Genomic DNA, 24,331 nt, shown 5'->3' with positions numbered 1-24,331 from the left:
GATGCGCCAGGTCAAGATGTACCGACCGCAGGTTCCAGCTGACGCCTTACCTCGTCTGAAAACAATCCTTGATCGAGGATGGTTCGGTCTCGGCCCGGAGACTGCCGCGTTCGAACAAGAACTGTCAGCACTCCCAGAAGTAGGGGGCCATGTTGTAGGAGTCAACAGCGGCACCGCAGCCCTGCACCTGGCCCTTTATGTCAGCGGCGTCGCGCCGGGCACCTCCGTCATCGTGCCTGCCAACACTTTCATTTCTACCGCGGCCGTCGTCGTGCAGCACGGGTGCCATGTCGTCCTCGCCGACATCGATGTTAGTACCGGAAACATCGACACCGGTCACGTCAGAGAGCTTCTTCGGAACCGGAATGACATCAGCGCTGTTATCCCGGTCCACTATTCCGGCATCCCTTGTGAGCTGGCCGAGCTCAACGTGATTGCCGCCGAGTACCGGCTCACGATCATTGAGGACTGCGCTCACGCGATCGGAGCAGTTCATCAGGGCCTGCCGCTGAGGAAGTACAGCAACATCCGGGCCTACTCCTTTCACGCGACCAAGGTCGTTCCAATCGGGGAAGGCGGGTGCGTGACTTTTCCCACTGAGGAGATGGCAGATCGAGCACGACGGTTACGGCGTCTAGGTATCGACTCTTCCCAAGCTGACTGGTCCAGCCCGTACGAGATCGAAGAGCTGGGTTTCAAGTACAACATGAATGATATGGCAGCCGTCCTTGGCCGCAGTCAGCTGGCGTCGCTACCGCAGCGGATCGCGCGGCGTCGAGATATCATCGCCCGCTACACCCGATCGGTCTCTTCTTCCGACATATGGCCGGTCATGCCGCGCCGGGAAACAGACAGGACGGGAGCGTTCGCGTTCTCAGTGAGAGTCGAAGAGCATGTGCGCGAGCGCGTCCGGCGACAATTGGCAGAGGCCGGTGTTCAAACGGAGATCTACTTCAAATCACTCGACTCGTTCCGCATCGGACTAAACGGCGCGGTCCCCAAAGCACGCAAGTTTTCCAAGGAGGTCATCAGCCTCCCCGTTCACGACGCGATGAGTGATGACGACGTCGATTACGTCGCGGAGCATCTGATTGGAGCCACTGCCTCATGAAAATATTGTATGTCTTCAGTATCTACCTGCCTTTGACCGGTGGATGCCAAGACCCCATTGACCAAGCGGCGCCGTATATGACGTCGCGAGGGCATGAAATTCATGTTCTGACTAAGCGTTGGCCACAGGGCCTGCCTGACACGGAAGACATCAACGGTGTCACCGTCCATCGTGTGGATTCTGCAATACTGGCTGACGAACTTGAGCGTATGGCTCACGATGTGAAACAGATCGTTCGAGAAGTGCAGCCAGATGCAATCCACGTGATCGGTCTACGGCGCCCTCTGCCGTTCTTCGCGTTACTGGCGGCACGGTGGCTCGGAGTGCCTGTCGTCATGACGGTAGGCGGATGGGATGTTCCGGACCCTGACGATCCGGAACCCGGGAAGGTCTGGACGAGCGGCAAGCACCTGATCCGCAACGCCATGCTCCAGGCCGATCAGGTCAATGCCGCCTCAAACGACCTGACTCGCCTCGTTCGTCTCGAGTTCCCAGAGCTCGGCGATATCCCGGTCATGCGCGTCGGCATCGATACTCAACTCTTCGCGGAGGCCACGCCCACCCCTTGGCCACGACCCTACGTCCTCTCCTTGAGGCGACTGGAGGACTCGAAACAGGTCGATCATGTCATTCGAGCCTTCGCCGAACCTGCGATTAAGGACCACGACGTTGACCTCCTTGTGGTTGGTGATGGGCAACAAGCCGGCACACTACGGCGTCTGGCCCGAGACCTCGGGCTTGAAGAACGCGTGCACTTCCTGGGCGAGGTCGACATTCAACAGGCCGCGAGCCTCATGAAAGGCGCAGCCCTTACAGCAGTCGTATCGCGCGCCGAAGGAGGCGGTTTAGTCAACGTCGAGGCTCAGGCAGCCGGCACACCCGTCCTGGCGACCCGTGTCGGAGGCATCACCGAGTATCTCGGTGGCGACAAAGGGGCGTACTTCATCGATGACACAAGCCCTGCTCCACTGGCCGAAGGAATCAGACGGTGCCTGACCGACTCTGCGCTACGCACGTCACTGATCACCTACGGACGTCAACATGCCGAAGTCTTCGAGACCCGGCACCTCGTGGAAGGGTACGTCGATGTCTATCGCAGCCTCGAGCCGGTGGCCCGAAGCCGAGGATTCGAACCATGGTCAAAACTCACAGCAGACCTGTGGGACATCTTCCGCGGCACGGACGGGGCCCAGCTTCACTCCGGGCAGCACGAGCTGACTGCACGACCGGCGGAGTTGGACGGCCTCGGCGCCTCGGCGAATCGTTGGTGGTACACGCGCGCCGAAATATTCGGCCAGAAGGACTGGCCAGAATTCGAGGCTCATGCACTACGCCAGCTGCGAGACGAATACGGAGACGAAGTCGTCGAAGGGCTCCTCGCAGAGGCCGCGGAATGGGGACGAATCGATGCATCAGCACTATCCGTCTACGCAGAATCAGTACGAGAGGAGGCCGACGCATCGTGAAATCTGATGAGTTCTACGACCAGCTCAGCAGCGACTACGCTTCCTTTAACGGCGTCAGCAGACACTACCTTGCTGCCGTGGACCGTGCAGCCACCCATCACATCGACGGGGCAAAAAGCTGGCTGGACATAGGAACAGGGGACGGACTTCGCGCCGCCTCACTTCTTGACGCTCTCCGCAGCCGGCCTCAGGAGGTCACCCTCTGTGATAGCAGCGCTGGGATGGTCGCGGCGGCAAAACGAAACCTGCCCCAGGAACGTGTGACCCAGTGGGGAATGACAAAACAGACGCCTTTCCCTCCCGGCCAAACGTTCGCGGTCATTACGCTCCTTGGAAACGTACTAGGTCACGTCCACCCGAAAGAATTTCGTCTCGAACAGCTCGCTGCTATTCGCCCGCTCCTGGCCGACAACGGCACGCTCTTGCTTGATTTCAACAATCGGTGGAACACGCGCGCATATGGCATGCGTCGGGCTGGCACGAACATTCTTAGGGACCTGATACGACGGCCGCACTCGACATTCACAGCCACCAAGTGCATCAACGGAGAGTCAATCTCGACTCCGGTCTACCTCGGCTCTCCCCGGGAATACCGTCTCCTGCTGTCCAAAGCCGGATTCCACATCCACAACGTCACCTATCACCACTACACCACCGGCGAACACGCGAATCCACTCACCGGGCAGGGGCTCATCCAGGCAACAAAGAAGGAGAAATCATGAAGATATTCGTCGCTGCTCCATTCGGATCCAAGCTGGATGCCGCAGGAACCTTTGACCTGGGGTATCGCGGACGCCTTGAACAACTCCATCGCCGTGTCGAAGCGGCCGGACACTCCATCTTCGCTTCTCAGCGAAATGAGGAGTGGGGTCACGCGCCACTGCCGCCAGAAGACTACGTCCTCATCGACTATCACGAGCTTGCCTCCAGCGACGTGATCATTGCTGTGCTCGGAGCCAACCCATCTTTGGGAGTTTGCATTGAATTGGGATGGGCCTCTGCCCTGGGAATCCCGATCATCGTGGTCACCAAGCACGCCCACTCCTCGACGATGATCTCCGGACTCCACCGCGTCTCTGAGGTCCACTACATCGCTGCGGATCTCGAAGAATCGACACCCACAGACCAGGAGCTGTTCGAGCAGCTGCAGGTGCATCTACCAGGAGGCACTGTTGATGAAGAACCGTGAATCGACTACGAACGATGGCTACCATCTCACCGTCTCCAGCGTTGACTTCGGCTGGGGCGGCAGCGGAGCCCTGGGCTCCATCCTCACCTCGTACCTGGAACGGTGGAACGACACCCGGATTGCAGTCATCGGATCACAACTCGGCAAGAACATCCTGTCGTCTGAAGTCACAACGTCCGATGCGGAGACCCTCGATGCAATGATCGCCGCAGGGCAACGCCCGGACCTCCACCTATCGGTTCTGGACTCCGACACGGCTAAAGCTGCAGTCAAGTTGGGGATCCGTACTGTGTTCGTGGATCTCCTCCCGTTCCTGTGGGGCGAGGAGCAACGGGAGTGGGTGCCGTATGACGTCGACCAGTATCTCTTTCAGGACGTCGCCGGCCTGGGTGATGCTTCCGACATACTGCCCTCCAGTGCAGTCTCCATCGAAGCGATCATCGACCCACACCGAAATCGCCGGGAGCCCACACGGCACGGCAAAACCCATGAAGGGTACGCGCTGCTCATACTCGGTGGGCTCATCAGCCCCCAGCAGAACGACCGGGACGGCTACGTGCGGGCGGTCACGTCATCAGTCGTTCACGCCGTCCAAGCCCACGGACACCGACGCCTGAGAGTCGTTGGAAACCTCTCCCCGGTAGCTGCGGATGCCATTACCCAGATCTGCACCGCCCATGGGGTCGAGGGGCAGGTGGGCTATGTCAGCACAGCCGAATTCGGCTCACTGGTCGATGCAGCCGACCTCATCCTTGGCCAACCAGGTCTCATGACCCTCCTCGAGGTGAGCGCTTCTGGCCGTCCCTTCGTCCGACTCCCACCCCAGAACGTCGCCGGATTCGTTCAGACCGCAGGCTTCACCAGTGTGCAAGGCGACCAAGCCTCCATCTCCTGGCCGTCCGGCATCGTCGAACCCGAGCACTTGGAAAGCCTCCGCCTCGAGGGCGAGTCGATCGCCAACTCATACTGTTACAGCTCCCTCAATGCCTTCACCGGCACGCTGTCCTGGGAAAACGATGTCTTCTACGAGGGCTTGTCTCAAGCCATTGGCGAGGCACTTGCCGTGCCCCTCGCCACCCGCCGAAGGTTCGCTGGCCTCACCGGCGATCGCGGCGCACAGCAAGCCGCGCAACACATTCGTCGAGAAATCACACGGACGGTGTAGCCCAATGCGATGCATCAAAACTCTCGGCCACTTACATTCCCAATGCGCTCGTCACCGTGCCGTGACAAACGCCTCTGGGCTGCCGACCGCCTTGAGCGACCTTCGAAAGTGGCGGCTATCTGCTGACGGAGCGCTGGAACATGAGTCGGGACGGTTCTTCCGGGTCATCGGCGCGAACACGGCCCCTGAGTACCTGACAGCCGGTCCACACGAGCATCCAATGCTCGATCAGCCAGAAATCGGCATGTTGTGCCTCTTCCTAACCGAGATCAACAACGAGCCATATGGGTTAATCGCGTTCAAGTTCGAACCAGGAACGCCAGAAGGAATCGAGGTCGCACCGAGTTTCCAAGCGACCAAGAGCAATTACGAAGGAGCTCACGGAGGAAGCGCAGTCCCCGGACAAGACATCGCCTTCTCGGACCGACACCCTACCCTCGCTGATGCTATTCAACGAGAGCAAGAAGCATGGTTCCTTGGAAAGGTCAACAGAAACCGGGTCATCATGCTTCCTTCAGATGACGCTGAACCGTTGAACAGCCTCATCCCCGATTCCTACTGGGTGCCACTGAGGATTCTGCTTCAAGGTTTACTCGTAGACAATCTGCTCAACATGGATCTCAGGTCCATCCTCTCCATGATTGCGGTTGACAACACGCTCGGACGGGTCCTTACCTCACAGCAAATTCGTTCGACGGCTGAGTCGATTCGCTCACGTCTGGGGAAACCCATGTCCACTCAGTCGCGTTCACTTCTAGAACTCCCCGGTTGGACCTATAACTCGTCACTAGTTGGGCCCTGCTCAAACTCAGCCACTATTGTTGGACGCCGTGTACGAGTTGAGACTCGAGAAGTCGCTGAGTGGGATCAACCCTTTCTCTCGCCGAGATTGAAAGCACAATGCACTCTCGTCGCCCGGAGAGACGAGACCGGTCGAAGTTGGGAAGTTGCACTTATCCCTCGTCGGCGTCTCGGCTCAACTCGTGGAAGCACGCTCGAAGCCACAATCCAGCGTCATCATCGGACGCATGGCGACGGAGACAACCTCTCGGAGGACTGCCTGCACGAGCTGGTCAGTGCGGCCGACAAGGTAGTCTCCGCCGATCACGCCGAAGAGGGCGGTCGCTTCTACCATGCACAAACGCAATATCAGGTTGTTCTGCTGGGCCGCACTGAACTCCGTGCTACCACCGACCAGTGGCAGTGGACACACCTGGACATAGCTAACGCCCTCATCGCTGATGGCGACTGTCTCAGCGTCGAAGCCAGAACCTGTATAGCCATGCTCACCGCCGCGATCGCACCCACAGGAGGTGATCACAAGTGATCGGGGCCATCGGTTACTCGGACTACCTCCTGCGACGGACAGCACCCCTGCTCCGAAGCTACAACCACTCAGCGAACGAGCCACTTCTAGTTGGCAGCGATTACCTCTCGGCGTCCCACGAACCGGCAATCATGGGGAAGCCCCGCGAAGAGATACTTCACGACCCGAGAATCACAACCGTATACATCTCCAGCGCCACCGGAGATCACTATCGCGACACTCTCGCCGCGCTCACCCACGGGAAGCATGTGCTGGTCGAGAAGCCCATTTGCTTGCGCACCGACGAATTGGCCGAAATCGATAGCGCCGCTCATCGCCGCAACCTCGTGGTGGCGGAGTGCTTGAGCTATCATTTTCACCCGCGATGGGCCCGAGCCATGGAACTACTTCGCGCACAGCGGCAAAAGGAAGAACTCACACTCCGGGCCGCGTTCTGCATACCGCATCGCACCAAATCTGATTTTCGCTACCGTCCTGAGCACGGCGGCATAGTCGCAGACCTGGGAACCTACGTTATCGACGCGCTACTCCGCGCGGGTCTGCCGATGAGCCAACTTCAACCGCCAGCCTGCCCAATCCGGATATCGCGTCTCTCCGGCCAAGTGGGCACCGTAAATCAGACGCACAGCCATGCTCGTTGGGCAATCGGCGATGCCTACCAAAACGAGTTCGTTGTCGCAGGTACGACCTTTCGGATGGATCTGCAGCGTGCCTTCTCGCCGCCCATCAACGAGCAGACGGTCCTGACGATGACCAGCGAGTCGGAGAGCGAGAGTCCAGTCGGCCATGTGTTTGCGCCAGCAAACGCGACCTATTTGTGCATCACCAACGCTCTTCGCTCCATTGAAAAGCGTGAGGTGGGAATCGTGGACGTCGACAGCATTCATGAACGAATCAGCATCTTGGAGAACGTGATCGCGGAAGGAAACGAAGGGGCATGACCCGCATCCTCATCATTGGGCACCAGGGCCTCGTCGGACGAGCCATACACATGGCGGCACTCGCAAGCTTCCAAGTCGAGGGCGTAGCGTCAGCAGACGCCGGTCGACCCGCAAGGGCGGATCTCGACCTCGTTGTCAATGCAGGCGGACGAATCTGGGGTGACGCCGAGGACGTCGAGAACGCCCTCATGTCGTCCGCGGAAGCAGCGATTCACAACGCCCGCCGATCCCAGTGCCCCATCCTCCATATTGGCTCCAGCGTCGAGTACGGGGCACGCACGAGGCCCACATTCCTCGATGAGGAGGCCGCCCTGTGGCCACAGACAGCGTATGCCAAAGCAAAGGTACGTTCTTGGAACCGGATTGCTTCAAAGGCTCCCCGGGGTGCGGTCTCATTGCGCTCGGGCCTCATTCTGTCGCGTTCGGTGAGCCAGCATAGCCTGCTCGGCAAGATTCGCGACATGGCCTTCGAGGAGGACCAGGTATACCCGGTTCCCGCATCGGTATTGGCGATGGAACGAAATCCCATACACCTCGCCGACTTCAGCTTCGCTGTTCTTGGCGTCGCCAAGCGCCTTCTGACATCGAGTACAAACACCATACCCAGCGTTCTGAACTGCGGCGGCGATGAAGCCGTCAGCGTATGCGATCTGGCGAATCAGATTCTTTCCATGTCGCCTCTTCCCTACGGATACCCCAAACCATGGCGTCCAGGTCACTACGAGCTCGTCGCCACAAACCGGCTCAAGACCTGCACTAGCTGGAAACCCATGCACTCAATTAGAAACGGAGATTGGTTGCGATGACACAGCCCGATAATCCAGGTAACGCCCGGACTCAGGAGATCCGAACGCAGATTCAGCAACTCTCGACGGAGTACCACGAGCTGACCCGAGGTCAGACCACGCGGCATCACCGCCCGGACTTCAAGATGCCATCAGGGGCCTGTTTCGATGCCGAAGATCGTACGGAAGCTGTCCTAGCAGCTCTTGACCTTGAACTCTCTGGTGGACAGGCGGTTGTCGACTTCGAGCGCGCGCTCTCGAAGACGATCGGCATGCGCTCGTCGATAGCGTGCAATTCCGGGTCGTCTGCGAACCTTCTTGCATTCGCCACCCTGTGCGATCCCTCGCTCGACGGCCACATTGAACCGGGGGCAGAGGTGATCACCAGCGCGGTCGAGTTCCCGACCACAGTGTCACCGATTCTTCAGTATGGATGCGTACCAGTCATCGTGGACGCGGACCCTAAGACCGGGAACCTTGATCTAGAGGCTCTCGAAGATGCATTGAGCCCCCGGACGCGAGCAGTCATGTCCGCGCACACCCTCGGCGGCCCGTATCGCGCGGACCATGTGCGCGAGTTTGCCGACTCACATGGCCTTTGGTTCGTCGAAGACAACTGTGATGCGCTGGGAGCTGATATCAAGGGGCGTCCGACTGGATCCTTCGGACATCTTTCAAGCCTGAGTTTCTATCCTGCACATCACATCACCAGTGGTGAGGGCGGGTGCGTTAGCGCGGAATCAGTTCAGGTTGCAGCGGTTACCCGTTCCCTCCGCGATTGGGGGAGAGACTGCTGGTGCGCACCCGGCGAGGACAACCGGTGCATGAGCCGCTTCGATCGAAAACTGCCGGGGCTTCCTGAAGGGTTCGACCACAAGTACGTTTTCTCACGAGTCGGCTACAACCTGAAGATGTCAGATCTCCAAGCCCGAGTCCTCATGTCTCAACTGCAGAAGTCTGACGCGTTCACCGAAGTTCGTAATCGAAACTGGAAGATACTCAATGAGTATCTCAGCGACACTCCCGGAATAGACGTGCTCACTAGCGCCGAGGGCACTGGCCCATCGTGGTTTGGTTTTGCTTTCATCCTCGATGAGCAGGCGAAACTGAGTAGAAGCCAGCTGCAAGTAGCACTCGAGGAGGCTGGGATCGGCAGCCGAGTTGTGTTCGCAGGCAATATCACTGCGCAGCCCATGCTCCGCGGACGTCGAGCTCGCACAATCGGGGACCTTCCAGTAGCGAACAGAATCACTCGAGACGGCCTGTGGGTCGGCGTGTACCCGGGGCTGAGTCAGGAAGACATGCACTACATGGGTAAACGCATCCGAAAGCTAATCACCGACGGCCGTTAGCAAACGATCTACACAGGCCATTCCAGAAGGGATCAGATCATGACTCGCAGAGCAGGCATCATTCTCGCCGGCGGATCCGGTAGCCGTATGCACCCAACCACCGAGAAGGTGAACAAACATCTTCTCCCTGTCTACGACAGGCCAGTCATCAGCTTCCCACTCGAGGTTATGCGCGCTTTAGATGTTGACCGGACTGTCATTGTGTGCAATGAGCTTGACCAGGCTTCATACGCCGATGTCGGCGAGTGGCTAGGATTCGCCGATCTCAGGATTGCTACTGCCGTACAAGCTTCCCCCGACGGGTTAGCCAGTGCTATCGCTACCGCCATGCCAGCGTTCGGCGAGGAAGATTTTGATCAGTACATCGTTACGGTAGGCGACGGCGTGTACATCACTGGTCTGGACCAGCTGGCCGAGGTCGGACGCCGTGCTCGACCGGAAACGGCTCTGGCATGGGCCGTTGTCCAGCCTCACCCGCATCCCCAGGACTTCGGTGTCGTCACTACCACTGACGAAGGTCTCGTAACCGGGGTCGTGGAGAAGCCGACCGTCCCACCCACATCGCTCGTCTGTACGGGACTTTACGCCTTCGACCCCTCGCTCTTGTCCCGTATCAGTGAGTTGAGCTACAGCGCACGTGGCGAGCTCGAGATCTCCGAACTCCTCCAGACATACCTCGACCAAGACCAACTGCGTGCGATCGCTCTCGGTGAGGACGTCCTCTGGTTCGATGTGGGAACGCCCGATCGTCTACTCGACGCCTCAGCAGCACGGCGGGAGGCTGTCAACCAGAACGCACCATCTTCCCACCGATAGCAACAGAGCATCAGCCGAAGGGCTCGCTGCCCATGCCTGGCTACATAGCAGGGCCTCGAGAAAAGGAGCAGACATGACGACCGATATTCGTCGCGACCAGTATCACACCGTGATCGTTGCCGGAGGTGCTGGCTTCATCGGCGCGAACTTTGTACGAAACGTTGTCTCGACAACGAACTGGTCTGTCGTCGTCGTTGACAAACTCACTTACGCGGGCAATCTCGCAAACCTCGAAAGCCTGCCCGTCGAGCGGGTCGACGTCGTCGTCGGAGACATCTGCGACGAGAACCTCGTGAATAGCGTGGCTAGCTCCGCTGACGCCATCGTGAATTTTGCGGCGGAGTCGCATAATGACCGATCTCTCCATGCCGCCAAGTCATTCCTCAAAACGAATGTCGAAGGAACCTTCGTCTTGCTTGAAGCGGCGCGTCGATTCAGTATCCGTTATCACCACGTCTCTACCGACGAAGTGTACGGTGACCTCCCAATCGACACAGACGAGGCATTTACTTTGGATAGCCCGTACCGTCCGTCGAGCCCTTACTCGGCTACTAAAGCCGCTTCAGACCACCTTGTGACAGCGTGGACGAGGTCATACGGTGTCCAGGCAACGATTAGCAACTGCGCCAATAATTATGGACCGTATCAACACGTTGAGAAGTTCATCCCGCGCCAGATAACTAACTTGCTAATAGGAACGCGTCCTAAGCTTTACGGTGCGGGTAGCAACGTACGCGAATGGCTCCATGTGAACGATCATGTTTCGGGTATTATGCGGGTCCTTGAATTTGGGCGAATCGGCAGCTCGTACTTGCTTTCCAGCGGAATAGGAGTAAGTAATATCGAGGTGCTTCGCCTGGTTCTCGAATTGATGGATCACCCGAGCGACTTCTTCGATCATGTTCGTGATAGACCGGGGCATGACCGGCGATACGCTCTCGATTCCGCTTCCACGAGAAGCGATTTAGGTTGGTCACCAACTTATACCGATCTCCGGGAAGGGCTTTGCGATACGATTCGTTGGTACAGCGAGAACACCAACTGGTGGGCCGCGGGAAAGAGAGGCGTCGAAGAACAATATAGACGTTTCGAGGGATAAATGGCACTTCTTTGGCCGCACAGTGCGTATGCCGACGGGAGAAGAGGGTAACAACGGTCTGAATTAAGACTACAAAAGTAGATGTCGCCTGCGAAATGCGCTAACCGATGGGAGGGTGCTATTCTTTGAAGCACATGGTTAACGGCGAGAAGACTTTGACTGAGAATCGGCTCTGCTATAGATTCGCTTGAGCCGCTGGACGCCACCGGAACGGATGGTACTAGTCAGGGGTTGACCACGCAGTCGACACGCCATTGGTCGTGTAGTTTCGTCCGAGAAAGAGGAGAGGTGCTTCACGTAGTATTCACTGCAATCCCACCCGCATTCTTGTGACGCAGGTATAGATTCACTTTTGGGGTTTAGTGGAGAATGAAATCTCGCCTCCTCCTTTGGCCACAAACCTATGCAATNAAATCGCGAGATCAGCACCGAGTTGTGGAAGTCAGGTGTCCCCTCATACATCGAGAGGTATCGCTCGGGTTGAGCCTCTGTTGTAGGCAAACATGCGAGGCGCGACATCACCTTGTTATGCAAGATCTCAGCACTGCTTAGGTTAGGTTCAGCCCAGACAGGCGACCGTTCACGTGCCGTGCCGGATCGCGTGGCCGCTGGCCAGAACTGGGGCGAAGAATAGAGCAGTAAACCTGTCGCTCTATCGTCTTGGGGCTTCGGTCGAAACAGTCCTCATCGCGCAGCGATAGCGGGCCAGTCTGCGTTGCGTAACCAGTCCCAGAGATGCTGGCCGCCAAGCGGATTCGCCATCGATAATTGAGCAAAGTACGGCGACGGATGATGGGGCTTGCGCCACTTCGGCGTGATTTGAACTTCATCTGCATATGTGACGAACGCTCCATGTCGGGCGCGCGAAATCATCACCGACAGAATGCGAGCTTCCTCTGCCTGTTCCTCTGCTGTTTTTGCGAGGTAGGACGGTATCGATCCGTCCTCCGCGCCGATGACCATCGCCCAGTCAAACTGCTGTCCTTTTCCTACGTGACCATTGAGCACGTGAACACCAGGTTTGGTCACCAGCGTCTCGGCGTCACCAACCTTGATACGCGCACGAATCTCACCTGCGGAAACTCCCTCGCGCAGCAGCTCGTAACACCACCCGAGCGCATCCACGAGACTCTGTCGGGTTGAAGCCTCTGCAACTGCCTCCAGGCCGGACTCTCCCCGGAGATAGGAGATCTTGTCCTTTGCTCGTTCGTACGCGGAAAGATTGAAATGGCCAAGCATCAACCTCATCGCCCGCGCTGTGTCGGTGTCAAGAACCCCGTCATCCCAGCGCATGTAGTCGATACTTGCGCTCGTCAGAGCGTCCTCCACGAACTTCCGCCGCTTCTGTGTCCGCGCCATGATGCCGATTCGGTGATCCGGAACCTTCGAAGCGAGTCTCCTCGCCACGTTTGCGACCCACTCGGCTTCCGCCTCAGCAGATGGGAATCGAGCAGTGGCAAACAGTCCGCCTCCAGGCCACGATGCTTCGTCAGCCGCCGTAAGTGGGGTGCCACCGGTCAATGGGATGAGCGAATTGACCGCGGCAAGAACGGCGGGCGAAGAACGATGCGACTCGGCGAACGTCACCGCTTCGGTGCATTCTTCTGTGATACGACTGTGCACCTCGATCGGCTTCGCACCAGTGAAACCATAAATGCCCTGCGCCAGGTCGCCGGCAAAGGTCGTGCGCCTGTATCCGATCGAGTTGACGATGCGTAGCTGCTGCGGTGTCAGATCTTGGAACTCGTCAACGATGACGGCGCCGAAGTGCTCTCGGTAGAGTTCCGCAACGCGGTCGTCCGCCAGGGTCAGCTCGGCAAGACGGGGCAGATCATCGTATGTTAACCGACCAGCGGCAACCCGATCTCGCTCAATCTCCAGGGCCTCGATCTCACGGTTCTGCACCAAGTGAGCATCGATGTCCGCATCAGTTCGGGGCTCGAGTTTTGCATCACGGAGCGCATCCTGAGCCCGCTTGGCGACCGGGTAGTCAAGACATTTGCGGTTGCATTCCTCTTTTACCCAATCGCTCTCCGGGAGGATCATGCTTGGGTCGAGACCGATGACGTTGGCGTGTGCCTTGAATATGCGAGCTGAAAGCCCATGGAAGTTCACGACGGTGACGTGGTCACGGAGCTGTGTCACGCCGAGGTAAGCACGCAGTCGACCGCGGATGTTGTCCTTTGCGCGGTTCGAGAACGTCACGACCAGAATTTTGCGTGGCAACTTCACGTCGCCGCGCCGCAGGAGCCCGTCAACTCGAAGCGCGAGCGCCTCGGTCTTGCCACACCCTGCAGGCGCAACCACGAGGAGGTCGCGTGCCATATGGTCTCGAATCTTGATCTGGGAGGGCGTCGGTGTGACCATCTACGACGCGATCTCGTTCAGAAGTGATTCAATGCTTGCGATCGAGGAGGCGTTCTCTTTTGTCAGAAGCGGAAGCACAGCAAGAGCGGAGCGAACCTTGTACTTATTCTTCCGGCAGAACTGCGCAACGTCGGCATTGGTCAGTTCCCCGTTCGCACCAGTTACCTTAACGTTAGCGAGTTCGTTGCGGCTGAAGTGGCCGCAGCTTTTTAGTGCATTGTGCACCGCGGTCGCGCCGAACGTTGAAACATATTCATCCTCAAGATCGACCATCGAGATATGCACTGAGTGGTGGCCGAGGTCTTCCTCGGCCACCCCCAGTGCAGTCGCAATCTTGTCGGTCGCATCGACATCAATGAGCCTGGAAACAGGAATCCGAAAACCATCTGGGCCGAAGAGCTTTGCTATTGGCTTGATCTCGGCGCTACCGTCCGACTCGATTACCGAGATCCCTAGTCGATCTAGGCTGCGGTCAGTTAACTCAGCAACACGCTCGACCAGGATTCGATCAGAAAGCCTTTCCACCGTCACGATCCGTGCTGACGTCAACGGCTCCAATTTGTCGCGTACCCACCAACGCACCATGGTGCGTTCATCATCACTGAGAAAGTCAAGAGTCGACTGCACCGCTTTGCCGCCGGCGCGCATGACGACGACATCCGCAACGTCGAACGCGCCGACGATGTCGGACGAGTGCGTCGCAATAACCTTCTGGCTCGTACTGTCGCGGAGGAGCCGCGCCAAGCTACGCTGCGAAGTCGGATGGAGGTGAATCTCCGGCTCGTCAATCCCGACGACGTTCGCCCCGATGCTCATCAGGTCGTACAACGCGATGGCGTACAGCGCACGGGAGCCATCTGACTGCTCCGACAGATTATGCGGCGTTCCGGCCTTAGTTACCTGCAGACGGACATCGCTCAAAACGTCGTCGTCGGCCTCGGCGCCGCTGACAAAGGCGAGACTGTCTGTAGTGACCTTCTGTGGCAAAGCCTTGGAGAGCTGACCTGCGAGTTGCTCTCGGAGATTCTCCAGGAGCTCGGAGTCGTCCAGCTTCTGCTGGAACACTTCTGCGACGGACGCGAACGCTTCCTTCTCGTCGCCGAGTTCAAGAGAGGCAAGCATCTCGTCGACGGGGTTGCGGCGATCCTCTCGGAGGTCGCGTGTCTGAGCTGTTGCACCGAGAAATTTCCAGCCCAGTGCAGCGAGCTGGTCGCGGGAAAGCTGACGCCCGGTTCCGCTTCGGGGCGCCACGCGGCTAATGCTGACCGTCTCCTTCTCGTCCACGTCAACGCGAAGCTGAACCATCAAGGATTCCGTAACCGTGTCGATCTCATCTGGGAAGAGAGCACGATCGTCTGCGCTAAACCCGGTCAGCTCAATTTCAGCTATCATCGGCTCCGCCGTATCGCGGAGATCATCTACCGACAGAGAAGCATACAGCTGAGCGACACTCGCCCCAAGGGCCAGATCAATGACACGAAGCAGCGACGATTTACCGACATCGTTAGCGCCAACCAAGACGAGATGAGACCGGATCTCGATCTCGAAGTCCTGGAGACGCCGATGGTTTTCGACCTTCAGCCGTGAAAGTTTCAAGAGCGCACTCTCTTTCAGTGTTAGATCTGAATGGCAGCTACTGATCGCCATCTCGGGACGCTGTCTACGCGGAGCTACCGATAGAGTACAAGCTTTGCGTTCCCTCTTTCAGGCAAACTCGACCACACCGACTACCGCAATCAGCGGTCCCGCTGATTCACGAACTAGACCGCGACGAACACGACCTCACTCTGCACAGCCAAGGGGGTTTGTCGCCTCGCCCCGTACTGACTTCCGCCAACGCCCTACGACCCATACGATACTCGCTTCTTCAGCTCGACCCGCACCAGTCCTCCGGCCGCCCGCCTGCAATTGGGGCGGCAAACGCAGCATGCCGTATTGCCTGCTCTACCGCAGGGCGATGACGCGAGCCACCTACCTTCCCGGGCGCGCAAATGAGCCAGAGGCAGAGCGTGCGACGCGCTCAGTGCTGCCCGTACTTGTTCCCGTGCGGATCGAGCCGTCCGGCGGTAAGCTGGGCATGTGCTATGGCAACGGTCTGGTCGGCCAGAGATCGTGAGTGGCACGTAGATGGCACGAGCGGCCATCGGAGCTGGAGGAGCCGCAGGATTTCCGCCTCTCACCAGGGAGGACGAGGACTGGGCGGAGTCATCCCCGCCCATGACGCCAGCGGACTCAGCGATCTGCTGACCAACCACTACAGTGTTTACGAACTAGGAGCGATCGAGCGACGCGCTTTCCCCACTGGCCCGGAATCTGTCAGACATGTCGCTACAAATGGCCTGCGCCTCCTGTGGATCGGCACAAAACCAGTCATCGTTCTTGCCCTCGAAGTCGAGGACGGACCAAGCGATACACACAAGATTGTCGTCGAAGTCATGTGTGAAAACCACGAGCTTGCCCGCGAGACGCTCGCAAGTATCGATCAGTCCGTTCGTACGAATTCCGTTATTGACGGACAGGTCGTGAGCTTTCTACCGGGCGAGTTCGGCTCCGAGGCTTTCAGTATTGAGTTCCACCCCCGTCCACATGTTGAAGCACAGGATGTGGTGTTGCCAAAAGGGAGGCTCGAGAAGATCGAAGCTACTGTGCTGGGCATCAGTGAGAAGGCCGATCGGTTGCGAGCGGCCGGGCAACATCTATCACGCGGAGTTCTGCTCTACGGTCCTCCTGGTACGGGCAAGACTTTGACGATACGGTACCTGCTTTCGCAAGCTCGAGACACGACGGCAATACTTCTCCAGGGTGAGGCCCTCTCGAAGATTCGGGCGACTGCCTCGGCTGCGCAAGCCATTGGTCGAGCGATCATCGTTCTCGAGGACGCGGACCTTGTCGCCGAGGATCGCGATTTCAATGAAGGCGAGTGTTCGGTGCTCTTCGAGATTCTCGATGTCCTCGACGAGTTGGGCGACGACGCCGATATTACGTTCGTTCTGACCACCAACCGTGTCGATGTGCTCGAAGAGGCAATCGCGAAGCGCCCAGGCAGGATCGATCTAGCCGTTGAGGTCCCATTACCTTCTACCAAGCTGCGCCGGCGACTCTTCGCAGTCTATGGCAACGACTTCGCGTTCACTGAGGAGGGAATCGCGAAGGCGGCGAAAGCAGCCGAGGGGACGTCTGGTTCTTTCGCCAAAGAGGCGGTTCGGCGGGCTGTGATACTCGCTATCGAAGCTGGAGAAGACCCCAGAGACAACCATCTCTTAGAAGCGGTCGCGGCCTTGACAGCCGAAGCGACGCAGCTGCGTGAGGCAATGACATCAGACGAAGGGTGGGATGAGTGATCATTTGACCAGGAGGTAGTGTGTGTTCGTACGCGCACTCGACCCGGTAGATTCATTGACTAATAATGCGTCCATCTCTGTCTGCATCGGCGATTTCTCAGGAGTGAGGCCCGCGAGCTCATCCGCTACGAAATTGATTGTGCACGCCTGCGCATAGTCATCGGACCATTCGACTGATTGACGAGAGCCGACTTCCCCTTCGTCAGAGACGACACGCCTGAATCATGCATGCAGCTATCAAACACTGAAGAATGAACCCATGACCCCGAAAGAGACAGTTAAAAGCACCCCTGTCTGGGTCGGTGTTGCAACAGTGATAGCCGCCATGTGCCTGCTCGCAGCCGGCTTTTCGGCACCAGGTTCGGTGCAGTTCTTCGCAGCGTCTACCGCGACCGCGACTGTGTACTTTCTCGCGTTCTTCATCGTGCCGATGAAGCCACCGGTCATCGAGTCCGGACATTACCGAAACTTGGGCATCGGCATCTTGGCTGGGCTTGCCCTGCTTGGTGTCTTCATTGCCGGGGCACTACTCATCTACCAAATTCCGGCCCTTGCCCATCCTGTCCAAGGACTACTAGAGAACGCGCGTGGTGGTGCTCTCCTGCCGTCGCTGCTAGTGACCGCGGTGAATGGTGTCGCGGAAGAGTTGCACTTCCGGCGGACGATTCCAGGCACGATTACGGGGTCCCCATGGAAGAAGATCGTGATCTCGCTGGCCGCCTACATGGCAGTTTCAAGCATGCTCGGTGTTCCGCTACTCGTATTCGCGGCTCTAGTCGTAGGAGCTCTCGCGCACTGGCTAGTTCATCGCGGTTACGGGCTCTTAGCACCGATCGTGATGCACCTGGCATGGAGTTTAGGTATGTCCTTGCTTCTGCCAGTTATTCTGCGGTAGATAGCGACATAGTAACTTGCACTACGAGTCCTCGCGCATGTCAGTTGTCTCCGGGCAGTGGTCCCAGTGGGTCACGGTCGGATGGTGGGACAGAAGCGTCAGGGGCGGTGAGTGATCGAGTGATGGCTTCCTCCACGGGCGTGGCATTAAAACCGGGCCTGGAGACTAGTTCTGTCTTCCAACGCTGATCGCGGGCCACCATGTCTTCTTGCAGGCTTTCAATCAGAGACTCAGCTGTTGCCGTATCAACATCGGTAATCCGTGCAGCGATCTTGGAAACAAGTGGTTCTGGCAGGAAGGGCAGATGGAGTTGGTCACGGTCGATACCAGCAATCTTGGCGTAGAGCTCAAGCAAATCGGGGTATTTGATCTGCTGACCCCCGCCAACGTCATAATGACTGGTTCCCACGTCTGCGGTCAGGGCGCCCTCGATGGCGATGGAGACATCTTCGACCGAGATGGGTTCCACGGAATGGTTCATCCAGTACGGGACGACCGTGACTGGCAGTCTGCGTGTGAGTTCGCCCATGAGATCGAAGCTCGTTGATCCCGAGCCGATGAGCATCGCGGCCCGTAGTGTGATGACAGCCTGGTCTGCTTCGGACAGTTTCTCTTCGACTTCTAGCCGAGAGACCAGATGCTTGGAGAGCCGGGCCCGAGCAACGTCAGGGATGATCCCGGAGAGGTAGATGACACGTTGGATATCAGTTCCAGCTAGAGCTGTCACCATGTTTTTGGCGGCGGTGTAGTCGAACGCTCGGAAGTCTTTGCCGTCCATACCATGTACGAGGTAGACGACTGCGGAGATATCGGTCGACAGCGCATTCTTGACGGAAGATTCGTCGAGCACATCGAGTCGAACACGCTGGACATGATCCGACCAGTAGAATGTGTCGAGCTTTTCCAGGGTTCTCGCGCCGGCAACTACGTCGTGTCCTGCTTCAAGAATGATGGGGATGAGGCGGGAGGCAACATATCCAGTTGCTCCAACGACGAGAACTCGCATGGGGGCTACTTCCTTTACCTGGCTGGGGACTCGGGCTTCGAGGGTGGTAGGAAGTGTACTCTTCCTCGATGGCCGAGAGATGAACTCGTGCGTCACCTCCGTCTGCCACACTGGCGCCTATGGTTCCTGGCACCGTGAACGAGCTCTCCGAGCATGATCGGATGATCCTCGTCTTGGAGAAAACCACGCCCACTGCGGTTGCCTGTGAATCGTTGTGCCGGCGCATCGACCTCTCAACTGAGAAGTACACCATCGTGCTCGAGGGGTTGGTGGATACGGACGCGGCGTACAGTTACGCGCCAGACGTTGTGGAACGGGTTAGGCAGCTGCGGGCAGAACGGTTCGCGTTCGAACGACGGCGAGGACGGTGGAAGCAGCGCAGCCTTTTCAAGCTGTAATTGGACACGTCGACTGACGTTAGATCGATGCTGAGTCGTCGTAGCCGTCGTCATCGTCGATCTCCACGATGACGCCCTGTTCGGCGACGTCGCCGTCTTCGGCCTCGCGAAGCACGCTCGAACCAGGAACCGATTCGACCGCTTCATCAACCATGCCCCCGGGTTCTCGCGCGTCAATGAGCTGTTCACTCCAGTCCGGCTCAGGAACCTCGACTCCGGGCTGCGTCTCATTCGTCATCATTGCATCCTCCCCAATTCATACCGAAGCGAGGTGTTCTCATCCTGCAAATCAAGAATGATTCCGATGCTAGCCAAATTCGCACCCACGTCAACCAACTCCCGCACACGCCTCAAACGAGCAATATCCCCGCGACTGAACCGCCGCGTCCCACCCTCACTTCGCATAGGCGTCACGAGACCACGAGCCTCGTACTGCCGCAACGACTGCACACCAACACCGGTCAACTCCGCAACACGCGAAATCGAGAACAAGCGCCCACCAGACGCTGAACTCGCCATCTCACCATCTCCCAAAACTCCTCCCGACCAAATATTGACATTCGCATTATGATCCACTAAATAATATGTCCATCAGATGATGTAGATCATATCATCTGCACAAATCCACCATCCAGCAAAGGAGGTTTCACCAATGATCATGATGCGCACTGACCCATTCCGAGAAGTCGAACGCCTGAGCAGAGAAATCTTCGGAGCAACCGGCACAACTGCCCGCCCCGTGATGATGCCCATGGACGCCTGGCGCGACGGCGATACCTTCCGCGTCGAACTCGACCTACCAGGAATCGATCCCGACAACATCGACCTCGACGTCGAGAACAACGTCGTCACCGTCAAAGCCGAACGGCCCGCCCCCGACCACGGGGAGTCTTCAGTCGCGGCAGAGCGGCCCCGCGGGACCTTCAGCCGTCAACTCGTCCTCGGCGACAACCTCGATACCAACACCATCACGGCGAACTACGACGCCGGCGTACTGAGCCTCAGCATCCCGGTCGCGGAATCAGCGAAACCCCGCAAAATCGCTATCAACTCAGGCTCTGAAGAACCGGCAGCCATCAGCGCATAACGGATGGTGTGTTCCCATGCAGACGTGTGCACCAGACGACCAGCTGGGTATCGATGCTGCGTTCTGGGCGATCATCCTCAGCGACCGCGAACTGCGCGACCTCGCCACGACGCACCACACAGATGATGAACCGCGGGTTATGAGTCATTGCAGGTGCCGGGTCTTCAGGCACTCCACACCGTGGCAGCTGTTCCGGTCGCCCGGCCTCTCAGCAACCCAGGTCATCGCCCACCGAATCCTCGCTTGTCAGCGTTCTCCTCCCCGGTTCAAAGACGCTGACATCATCGATGAAAGGAGGTGAGACGTTTCCGCACCCAGGTTGAGCTATGCAGCCGTGTGGTCGCGTCCGCAAGTCTTTCTAGCAGTGTGCTCGACGCAAGATGCGCGGCAGTGACGTCACAATGACGATGAAATGATGCGGGCCCGCCCACGGCTTCCCCTTCTGGCCCCGGGTTATCCCCCGGGGCCAGACGATGTTCGGTTGAGATGAGAGATGAGGAGACCGTGTTGGTAAGCTTCTTGGAGAAACTGTTGATTGTCTGGCCCAGGCACGCTCGAGCACTGATTGGCAAAGCGATATCATCCCGCCATCGACCATCGGCTGGTCAGCCGCCTGTGTCGCTTGACCGCCTCAGGACTCCTTAAGCAACGCCTTGACCAGTTCGCGGGTAGTCTTTTCGTCGACTTCTATACCGACGATATTGTTAATGCACTCTCGGACGCGTTCGACGGTCTCATCGCTTCTGAGTTTGCTTCGTTGCCAACGTGCACCATCGACGAAAGCTTCCCGCTTATGCTCGCGGAGAACTGAGAGTGAGTGAGAGTGGCCGAGCACATCGAACTCCGGCTCCGGGTGGACTGCATCGGCGGTCTGTTGCGCCAGCTGGTCCCAGCTCAAAGTCGTTTCACCTACTTTGATCGCAATTCACTTGAAGATGCCAAGACAGTTATATCGCGCGGAGATAATTCCTTCCACTGCTCTAAGGGCTGGATTGTTGAAGGTACGGTCGTGAAATCTACCTATCCTGTTTAGCCTTGATCCACCGAGGCGAGTAGCCGGACCAGGCCGCGCGTGAAATGGAAATGCCCCTCCTGAACTGGGAAAATGATGATGTCTAACGTCAATATTCCCGCCCAGAAAGGGGCACCTCTCAGGTGCTATTCAACCACACCCCCACGACTGTGTCCCATTCCTTCAACGACACGAATCTCACTGCTACGACAGGGCTGGTCCCGATCATGGCACTGGCCCAGAATGCCGGACTGATCGACCTCGCCGATGATCGGCTGACCGTGACCACCACCGGGGCCTGGATTTCGAAGGCTGAAGTCGCCGAGGTCCCGTTCACTGCGTTCACCTCGAAGAAGAATGCGCTGCAAACTATGGGTCGTTTGGTGGTCCGCCGCATCCCTGAACTGAATAAGACCAAACGCACTGCCAGGCAGGACCCGTTGTTTGATCTGTTCCGGTATCACGCGTTCTTCACCACCGTCGATCGAGATCGTTTCGACACTGTTGTTTCTGATCAAGTGCACCGCAAGCACGCGATCATCGAGCAGATCAATGCGGAGCTGAAGAATGGTGCCCTGGCGCATATGCCCTCGGGGGTGTTCAACGCCAATGCCGCCTGGGTGGCCCTCGCAGCGATCACTCACGACCTGTTGCGGGCTGCTGCCGGACTCATCGGCGCAGGGATGAGCAAAGTCCGCGCCCAGACGCTGCGGACACGCATCATCAGCATCCCGGCCCGGATTGCTCACCGGGCCAGGAAACTGATCCTGCACCTGCCCACGAAGAGGCCGTGGGCGACGGAGTTCTCACGACTCTGGCAATCGGTGTTGGGGCCACCCCGGACAGTGTCGGCCTGACCAATCCGCCCGTGAAAAGGGAGGCCCGAGACCGGAGTCATGGCGGAGACTCTGGGAAGCTCAATGTGGAAGAGACCGGCGGGAGACCGGGCCACTACCTCCTGCCCACTCAGCTCGTCCGAGCTCACATTCGAGTGAACCCTTGGACACCAAGCAAATCGGTGGATCAAGGCTTAGTTATTTACTCGCGTGACCTAAGTGCTTCGCGAGGAAGCTCTCGAGCCTCCCGTATAGCTCGATATTGCTCTCGGGATTGATGAACCAGTGTCCCTCGGCCTCATTGAGCAGGTACTCGACCTCGCGACCACGGGCGCGCAGAGCCTCGGCGACGCGATCAGAGTTACGCCGGTGGACGCGGACGTCGTTAGCGCCGTGGATCAATAACACCGGTGCGATGATGTCGTCGACTCGGCTGATCGGGGAACGTGCGAGCATGTCCGCCCGCTGCTCGGGAATCTCGGGGTCGCCGATGTGGCGGAGGTAACTGTTTTCGACGGCGCGGCGGGCGAAAGGAACCACTCCTTCGACGAGGTCGACGAGGTCAGACATGCCCGTATAGCTAATCGCCGCGGCGAACCGGTCAGGAGTGAACGCAGCACCGACAAGTGCGGCATACCCTCCATAGGAGCAGCCGTAGATTGCGACTCGTTCCGGATCAGTCAGGCCCCGATCGATCGCCCAGTCGAGGGCGTCGATCAGATCGTCGTGCATGCGACCAGCGAACTCGCCGATGCCCGCCTCGAAGTGGGCTTTCCCGTAGCCGGTGGAGCCACGGAAGTTGACCTGCAGCACCGCGTAACCGCGGTTGGCGAGTAGTTGCACCTCCGGGTCGAAGCCCCAGCTATCGCGGTACCAGGGGCCACCGTGCACCAACAGCACCGTTGGCAGGTCGCGAGGTTCAAGCCCACACGGCAGGGTGAGGTGGCAGGGCAGGGGGAGACCATCACGCGCGGTGAGCGTGATCGGGGTGACCGGCGCGAGTTGGGTGGGGTCAAGGTGCGGAAAGGGGCGGAAGAGGAGCCGTGCCTGCCTCGTGGTGTGGTCGTAGTACCAGGTGACGCCGGGATCGCGGTCATGCGTAAACTCAATGACCCAGTGTTGTGCCTCCGTGTCGCAGGAGACATGGGAGAGGTCGCCGTCGGAGAGTTCCGCCAGTTGGGGCAACACTTCCGCGAAGTGAGTAGTCAGGGCGTGGACCTCTTGCCGCTGCCCGAGATAGCGTGCACCGAGCAGTTCGCCGGTGGCCTGGTTCAGGATGAGTGATGAGGGGAAACGTGGATCCGTCTCGGGCCGAGGGGTATCGAGGTCGAACATCGGATGGTTGTCCACCTCGACTTCCTCCCCCGTGAACAGGTCGAGACGGACCAGTCGGGTCCGATCCGTGCCGCGCGAAGATCCGATCCACAGCCCTGTGCCGTCCGGGGTCGGAACGGCGGGGAGGACGCCAAGAAGGATGTCGGTGCTAGGGAACCTCGCGATCGTGCGCATCTCTGCTTTGCACCACTCCGACAGTAGGTGATCGCCGCCTTCCTCGATGGTGAAGGCCAGCACACGGCCCTGGACTCGCAACCATGAGATCACTTCCCCGGGGTTCTCGGCAACAAGGGTGAGCTCGCCGGTCGCAAGGTCGAGGTCGAAGAGATCGATCAAATCGGCACGGCGCTTATTGAGCTGCACAGCCACGGTTCCTGGGCGGTCTGGTTGTAGCTGCGCGCCGATCAGGCGTACGCCGTAATAGGGGGTCAGGTCGACCGCAGGCTCTTCAGGTTTGGTCGGGTCGACGCGGTGCAGATGCCAGTTCTCATCACCATCGGTATCTTGCTCAAACAGGAGATAGGACCCGTCGATGCTCCAGAAGAACTGGTCGATGTTGCGGCGGGTCTCGGAAGTGACCCGACGGGCGGCGGGGGTTGCCGAGCCGTCCTCGAGATCGGGGGTGGACCAGTCGGAGTCAACGTCACGGACGAATACGTTGAGCCGGCCACGCCAGGGGGCGAGGTAGGCGATGCGAGTCCCGTCCGGGGAAAGAAGGGCGCGGCTGCGAAGGGGCAGGGCGTAGAAATCCTCGACAGGGATCAGAGCAGGAATGGTGGTCATGACGAATCCTTCGGGTCGGT

General features: G+C 58.6%; 24 protein-coding genes. 17 read left to right on the top strand and 7 right to left on the bottom strand.

Annotated elements, in window-relative coordinates:
- The first annotated feature begins 1 nt into the window (after window position 1).
- The 11 genes from FO013_RS15230 to rfbB all read left to right on the top strand — a co-directional run bounded on the left by FO013_RS15230 (window position 2) and on the right by rfbB (window position 11,251).
- The gene (locus FO013_RS15230) at window positions 2-1,111 is read left to right on the top strand and encodes a DegT/DnrJ/EryC1/StrS family aminotransferase (RefSeq protein ID WP_143923414.1); all 1,110 of its coding nucleotides are present in this window, start codon (window positions 2-4) and stop codon (window positions 1,109-1,111) included.
- Window positions 1,108-2,577 (top strand): glycosyltransferase family 4 protein, encoded by a 1,470-nt coding sequence (locus tag FO013_RS15225; protein WP_143923413.1) that lies wholly within the window; start codon window positions 1,108-1,110, stop codon window positions 2,575-2,577. Before FO013_RS15230 ends, FO013_RS15225 begins: the two co-directional genes overlap by 4 nt.
- Complete coding sequence (locus FO013_RS15220) at window positions 2,574-3,299, top strand: class I SAM-dependent methyltransferase (RefSeq protein WP_186293149.1); 726 nt, start codon at window positions 2,574-2,576, stop codon at window positions 3,297-3,299. Before FO013_RS15225 ends, FO013_RS15220 begins: the two co-directional genes overlap by 4 nt.
- Window positions 3,296-3,766, top strand: coding sequence for a nucleoside 2-deoxyribosyltransferase (locus tag FO013_RS15215; protein ID WP_143923411.1), 471 nt, complete (start codon window positions 3,296-3,298; stop codon window positions 3,764-3,766). The genes FO013_RS15220 and FO013_RS15215 overlap by 4 nt, the downstream gene beginning before the upstream one ends.
- Window positions 3,753-4,931, top strand: a complete 1,179-nt coding sequence (locus FO013_RS22440) for a hypothetical protein (RefSeq protein ID WP_186293148.1) — start codon at window positions 3,753-3,755, stop codon at window positions 4,929-4,931. The genes FO013_RS15215 and FO013_RS22440 overlap by 14 nt, the downstream gene beginning before the upstream one ends.
- Window positions 4,932-4,935: 4 nt before the next feature.
- Window positions 4,936-6,258, top strand: a complete 1,323-nt coding sequence (locus FO013_RS15210; RefSeq protein ID WP_260848182.1) for an NDP-hexose 2,3-dehydratase family protein — start codon at window positions 4,936-4,938, stop codon at window positions 6,256-6,258.
- Window positions 6,255-7,199, top strand: coding sequence for a Gfo/Idh/MocA family protein (locus tag FO013_RS15205; protein WP_143923409.1), 945 nt, complete (start codon window positions 6,255-6,257; stop codon window positions 7,197-7,199). The genes FO013_RS15210 and FO013_RS15205 overlap by 4 nt, the downstream gene beginning before the upstream one ends.
- Window positions 7,196-8,005: an NAD-dependent epimerase/dehydratase family protein gene (locus FO013_RS15200; protein ID WP_143923408.1), complete on the top strand. Its 810-nt coding sequence runs from the start codon at window positions 7,196-7,198 to the stop codon at window positions 8,003-8,005. The genes FO013_RS15205 and FO013_RS15200 overlap by 4 nt, the downstream gene beginning before the upstream one ends.
- Window positions 8,002-9,336, top strand: a complete 1,335-nt coding sequence (rfbH, locus tag FO013_RS15195; protein ID WP_143923407.1) for a lipopolysaccharide biosynthesis protein RfbH — start codon at window positions 8,002-8,004, stop codon at window positions 9,334-9,336. The genes FO013_RS15200 and rfbH overlap by 4 nt, the downstream gene beginning before the upstream one ends.
- A 39-nt stretch (window positions 9,337-9,375) precedes the next feature.
- The gene (locus FO013_RS15190) at window positions 9,376-10,152 is read left to right on the top strand and encodes a sugar phosphate nucleotidyltransferase (RefSeq protein ID WP_143923406.1); all 777 of its coding nucleotides are present in this window, start codon (window positions 9,376-9,378) and stop codon (window positions 10,150-10,152) included.
- Window positions 10,153-10,225: 73 nt separating this feature from the next.
- Window positions 10,226-11,251 (top strand): dTDP-glucose 4,6-dehydratase, encoded by a 1,026-nt coding sequence (gene rfbB, locus FO013_RS15185; RefSeq protein WP_143923405.1) that lies wholly within the window; start codon window positions 10,226-10,228, stop codon window positions 11,249-11,251.
- A gap of 684 nt (window positions 11,252-11,935) precedes the next feature.
- On the opposite strand, the gene FO013_RS15180 is transcribed toward rfbB, so the two are convergent.
- Complete coding sequence (locus FO013_RS15180) at window positions 11,936-13,618, bottom strand: UvrD-helicase domain-containing protein (protein WP_143923404.1); 1,683 nt, start codon at window positions 13,616-13,618, stop codon at window positions 11,936-11,938.
- Window positions 13,619-15,265, bottom strand: coding sequence for an ATP-dependent nuclease (locus tag FO013_RS15175; protein ID WP_222103650.1), 1,647 nt, complete (start codon window positions 15,263-15,265; stop codon window positions 13,619-13,621).
- A gap of 962 nt (window positions 15,266-16,227) precedes the next feature.
- Here FO013_RS15175 and FO013_RS22435 point away from each other — a divergent pair.
- Both FO013_RS22435 and FO013_RS15165 read left to right on the top strand, forming a co-directional pair.
- Window positions 16,228-16,959, top strand: a complete 732-nt coding sequence (locus FO013_RS22435; protein WP_186293145.1) for an AAA family ATPase — start codon at window positions 16,228-16,230, stop codon at window positions 16,957-16,959.
- 259 nt (window positions 16,960-17,218) lie between these two features.
- Window positions 17,219-17,854, top strand: a complete 636-nt coding sequence (locus FO013_RS15165; protein ID WP_143923402.1) for a CPBP family glutamic-type intramembrane protease — start codon at window positions 17,219-17,221, stop codon at window positions 17,852-17,854.
- 40 nt (window positions 17,855-17,894) lie between these two features.
- Here the strand turns inward: FO013_RS15165 and FO013_RS15160 are convergent, their stop codons facing one another.
- Window positions 17,895-18,860 carry an NAD(P)H-binding protein gene (locus tag FO013_RS15160; RefSeq protein WP_143923401.1) on the bottom strand — a complete coding sequence of 322 codons (966 nt, stop codon included), beginning with the start codon at window positions 18,858-18,860 and terminating at the stop codon, window positions 17,895-17,897.
- 119 nt (window positions 18,861-18,979) lie between these two features.
- Here FO013_RS15160 and FO013_RS15155 point away from each other — a divergent pair, with 119 nt between their 5' ends.
- Window positions 18,980-19,258 carry a DUF3263 domain-containing protein gene (locus FO013_RS15155; protein WP_143923400.1) on the top strand — a complete coding sequence of 93 codons (279 nt, stop codon included), beginning with the start codon at window positions 18,980-18,982 and terminating at the stop codon, window positions 19,256-19,258.
- Between the two features lie 19 nt (window positions 19,259-19,277).
- Here the strand turns inward: FO013_RS15155 and FO013_RS15150 are convergent, their stop codons facing one another.
- Together FO013_RS15150 and FO013_RS15145 are read right to left on the bottom strand one after the other, a co-directional pair.
- A complete protein-coding gene (locus FO013_RS15150; protein ID WP_143923399.1) occupies window positions 19,278-19,499 on the bottom strand; it encodes a hypothetical protein in 222 nt (73 codons plus the stop codon).
- Complete coding sequence (locus FO013_RS15145) at window positions 19,496-19,777, bottom strand: MerR family transcriptional regulator (RefSeq protein WP_143923538.1); 282 nt, start codon at window positions 19,775-19,777, stop codon at window positions 19,496-19,498. The genes FO013_RS15150 and FO013_RS15145 overlap by 4 nt, the downstream gene beginning before the upstream one ends.
- Before the next feature lie 136 nt (window positions 19,778-19,913).
- Here FO013_RS15145 and FO013_RS15140 point away from each other — a divergent pair, with 136 nt between their 5' ends.
- On the top strand, window positions 19,914-20,345 hold the full coding sequence (locus tag FO013_RS15140) for an Hsp20/alpha crystallin family protein (protein WP_143923537.1): 432 nt from the start codon (window positions 19,914-19,916) through the stop codon (window positions 20,343-20,345).
- 16 nt (window positions 20,346-20,361) lie between these two features.
- A complete protein-coding gene (locus FO013_RS15135) occupies window positions 20,362-20,646 on the top strand; it encodes a hypothetical protein (RefSeq protein ID WP_143923398.1) in 285 nt (94 codons plus the stop codon).
- Between the two features lie 330 nt (window positions 20,647-20,976).
- On the opposite strand, the gene FO013_RS15130 is transcribed toward FO013_RS15135, so the two are convergent.
- On the bottom strand, window positions 20,977-21,243 hold the full coding sequence (locus FO013_RS15130; protein ID WP_143923397.1) for a hypothetical protein: 267 nt from the start codon (window positions 21,241-21,243) through the stop codon (window positions 20,977-20,979).
- Window positions 21,244-21,584: 341 nt separating this feature from the next.
- Between FO013_RS15130 and FO013_RS15125 the strand changes: the two genes are divergently transcribed.
- The gene (locus FO013_RS15125) at window positions 21,585-22,214 is read left to right on the top strand and encodes a transposase (protein WP_472924389.1); all 630 of its coding nucleotides are present in this window, start codon (window positions 21,585-21,587) and stop codon (window positions 22,212-22,214) included.
- A gap of 177 nt (window positions 22,215-22,391) precedes the next feature.
- Here the strand turns inward: FO013_RS15125 and FO013_RS15120 are convergent, their stop codons facing one another.
- A complete protein-coding gene (locus tag FO013_RS15120) occupies window positions 22,392-24,311 on the bottom strand; it encodes a S9 family peptidase (protein ID WP_143923396.1) in 1,920 nt (639 codons plus the stop codon).
- Window positions 24,312-24,331: the final 20 nt, after the last annotated feature.

Origin of the sequence: Brevibacterium aurantiacum (assembly GCF_007558825.1) — a bacterium.
Classification (GTDB): domain Bacteria; phylum Actinomycetota; class Actinomycetes; order Actinomycetales; family Brevibacteriaceae; genus Brevibacterium; species Brevibacterium aurantiacum_A.
This window is presented reverse-complemented; position numbering and strand designations above follow the sequence as displayed.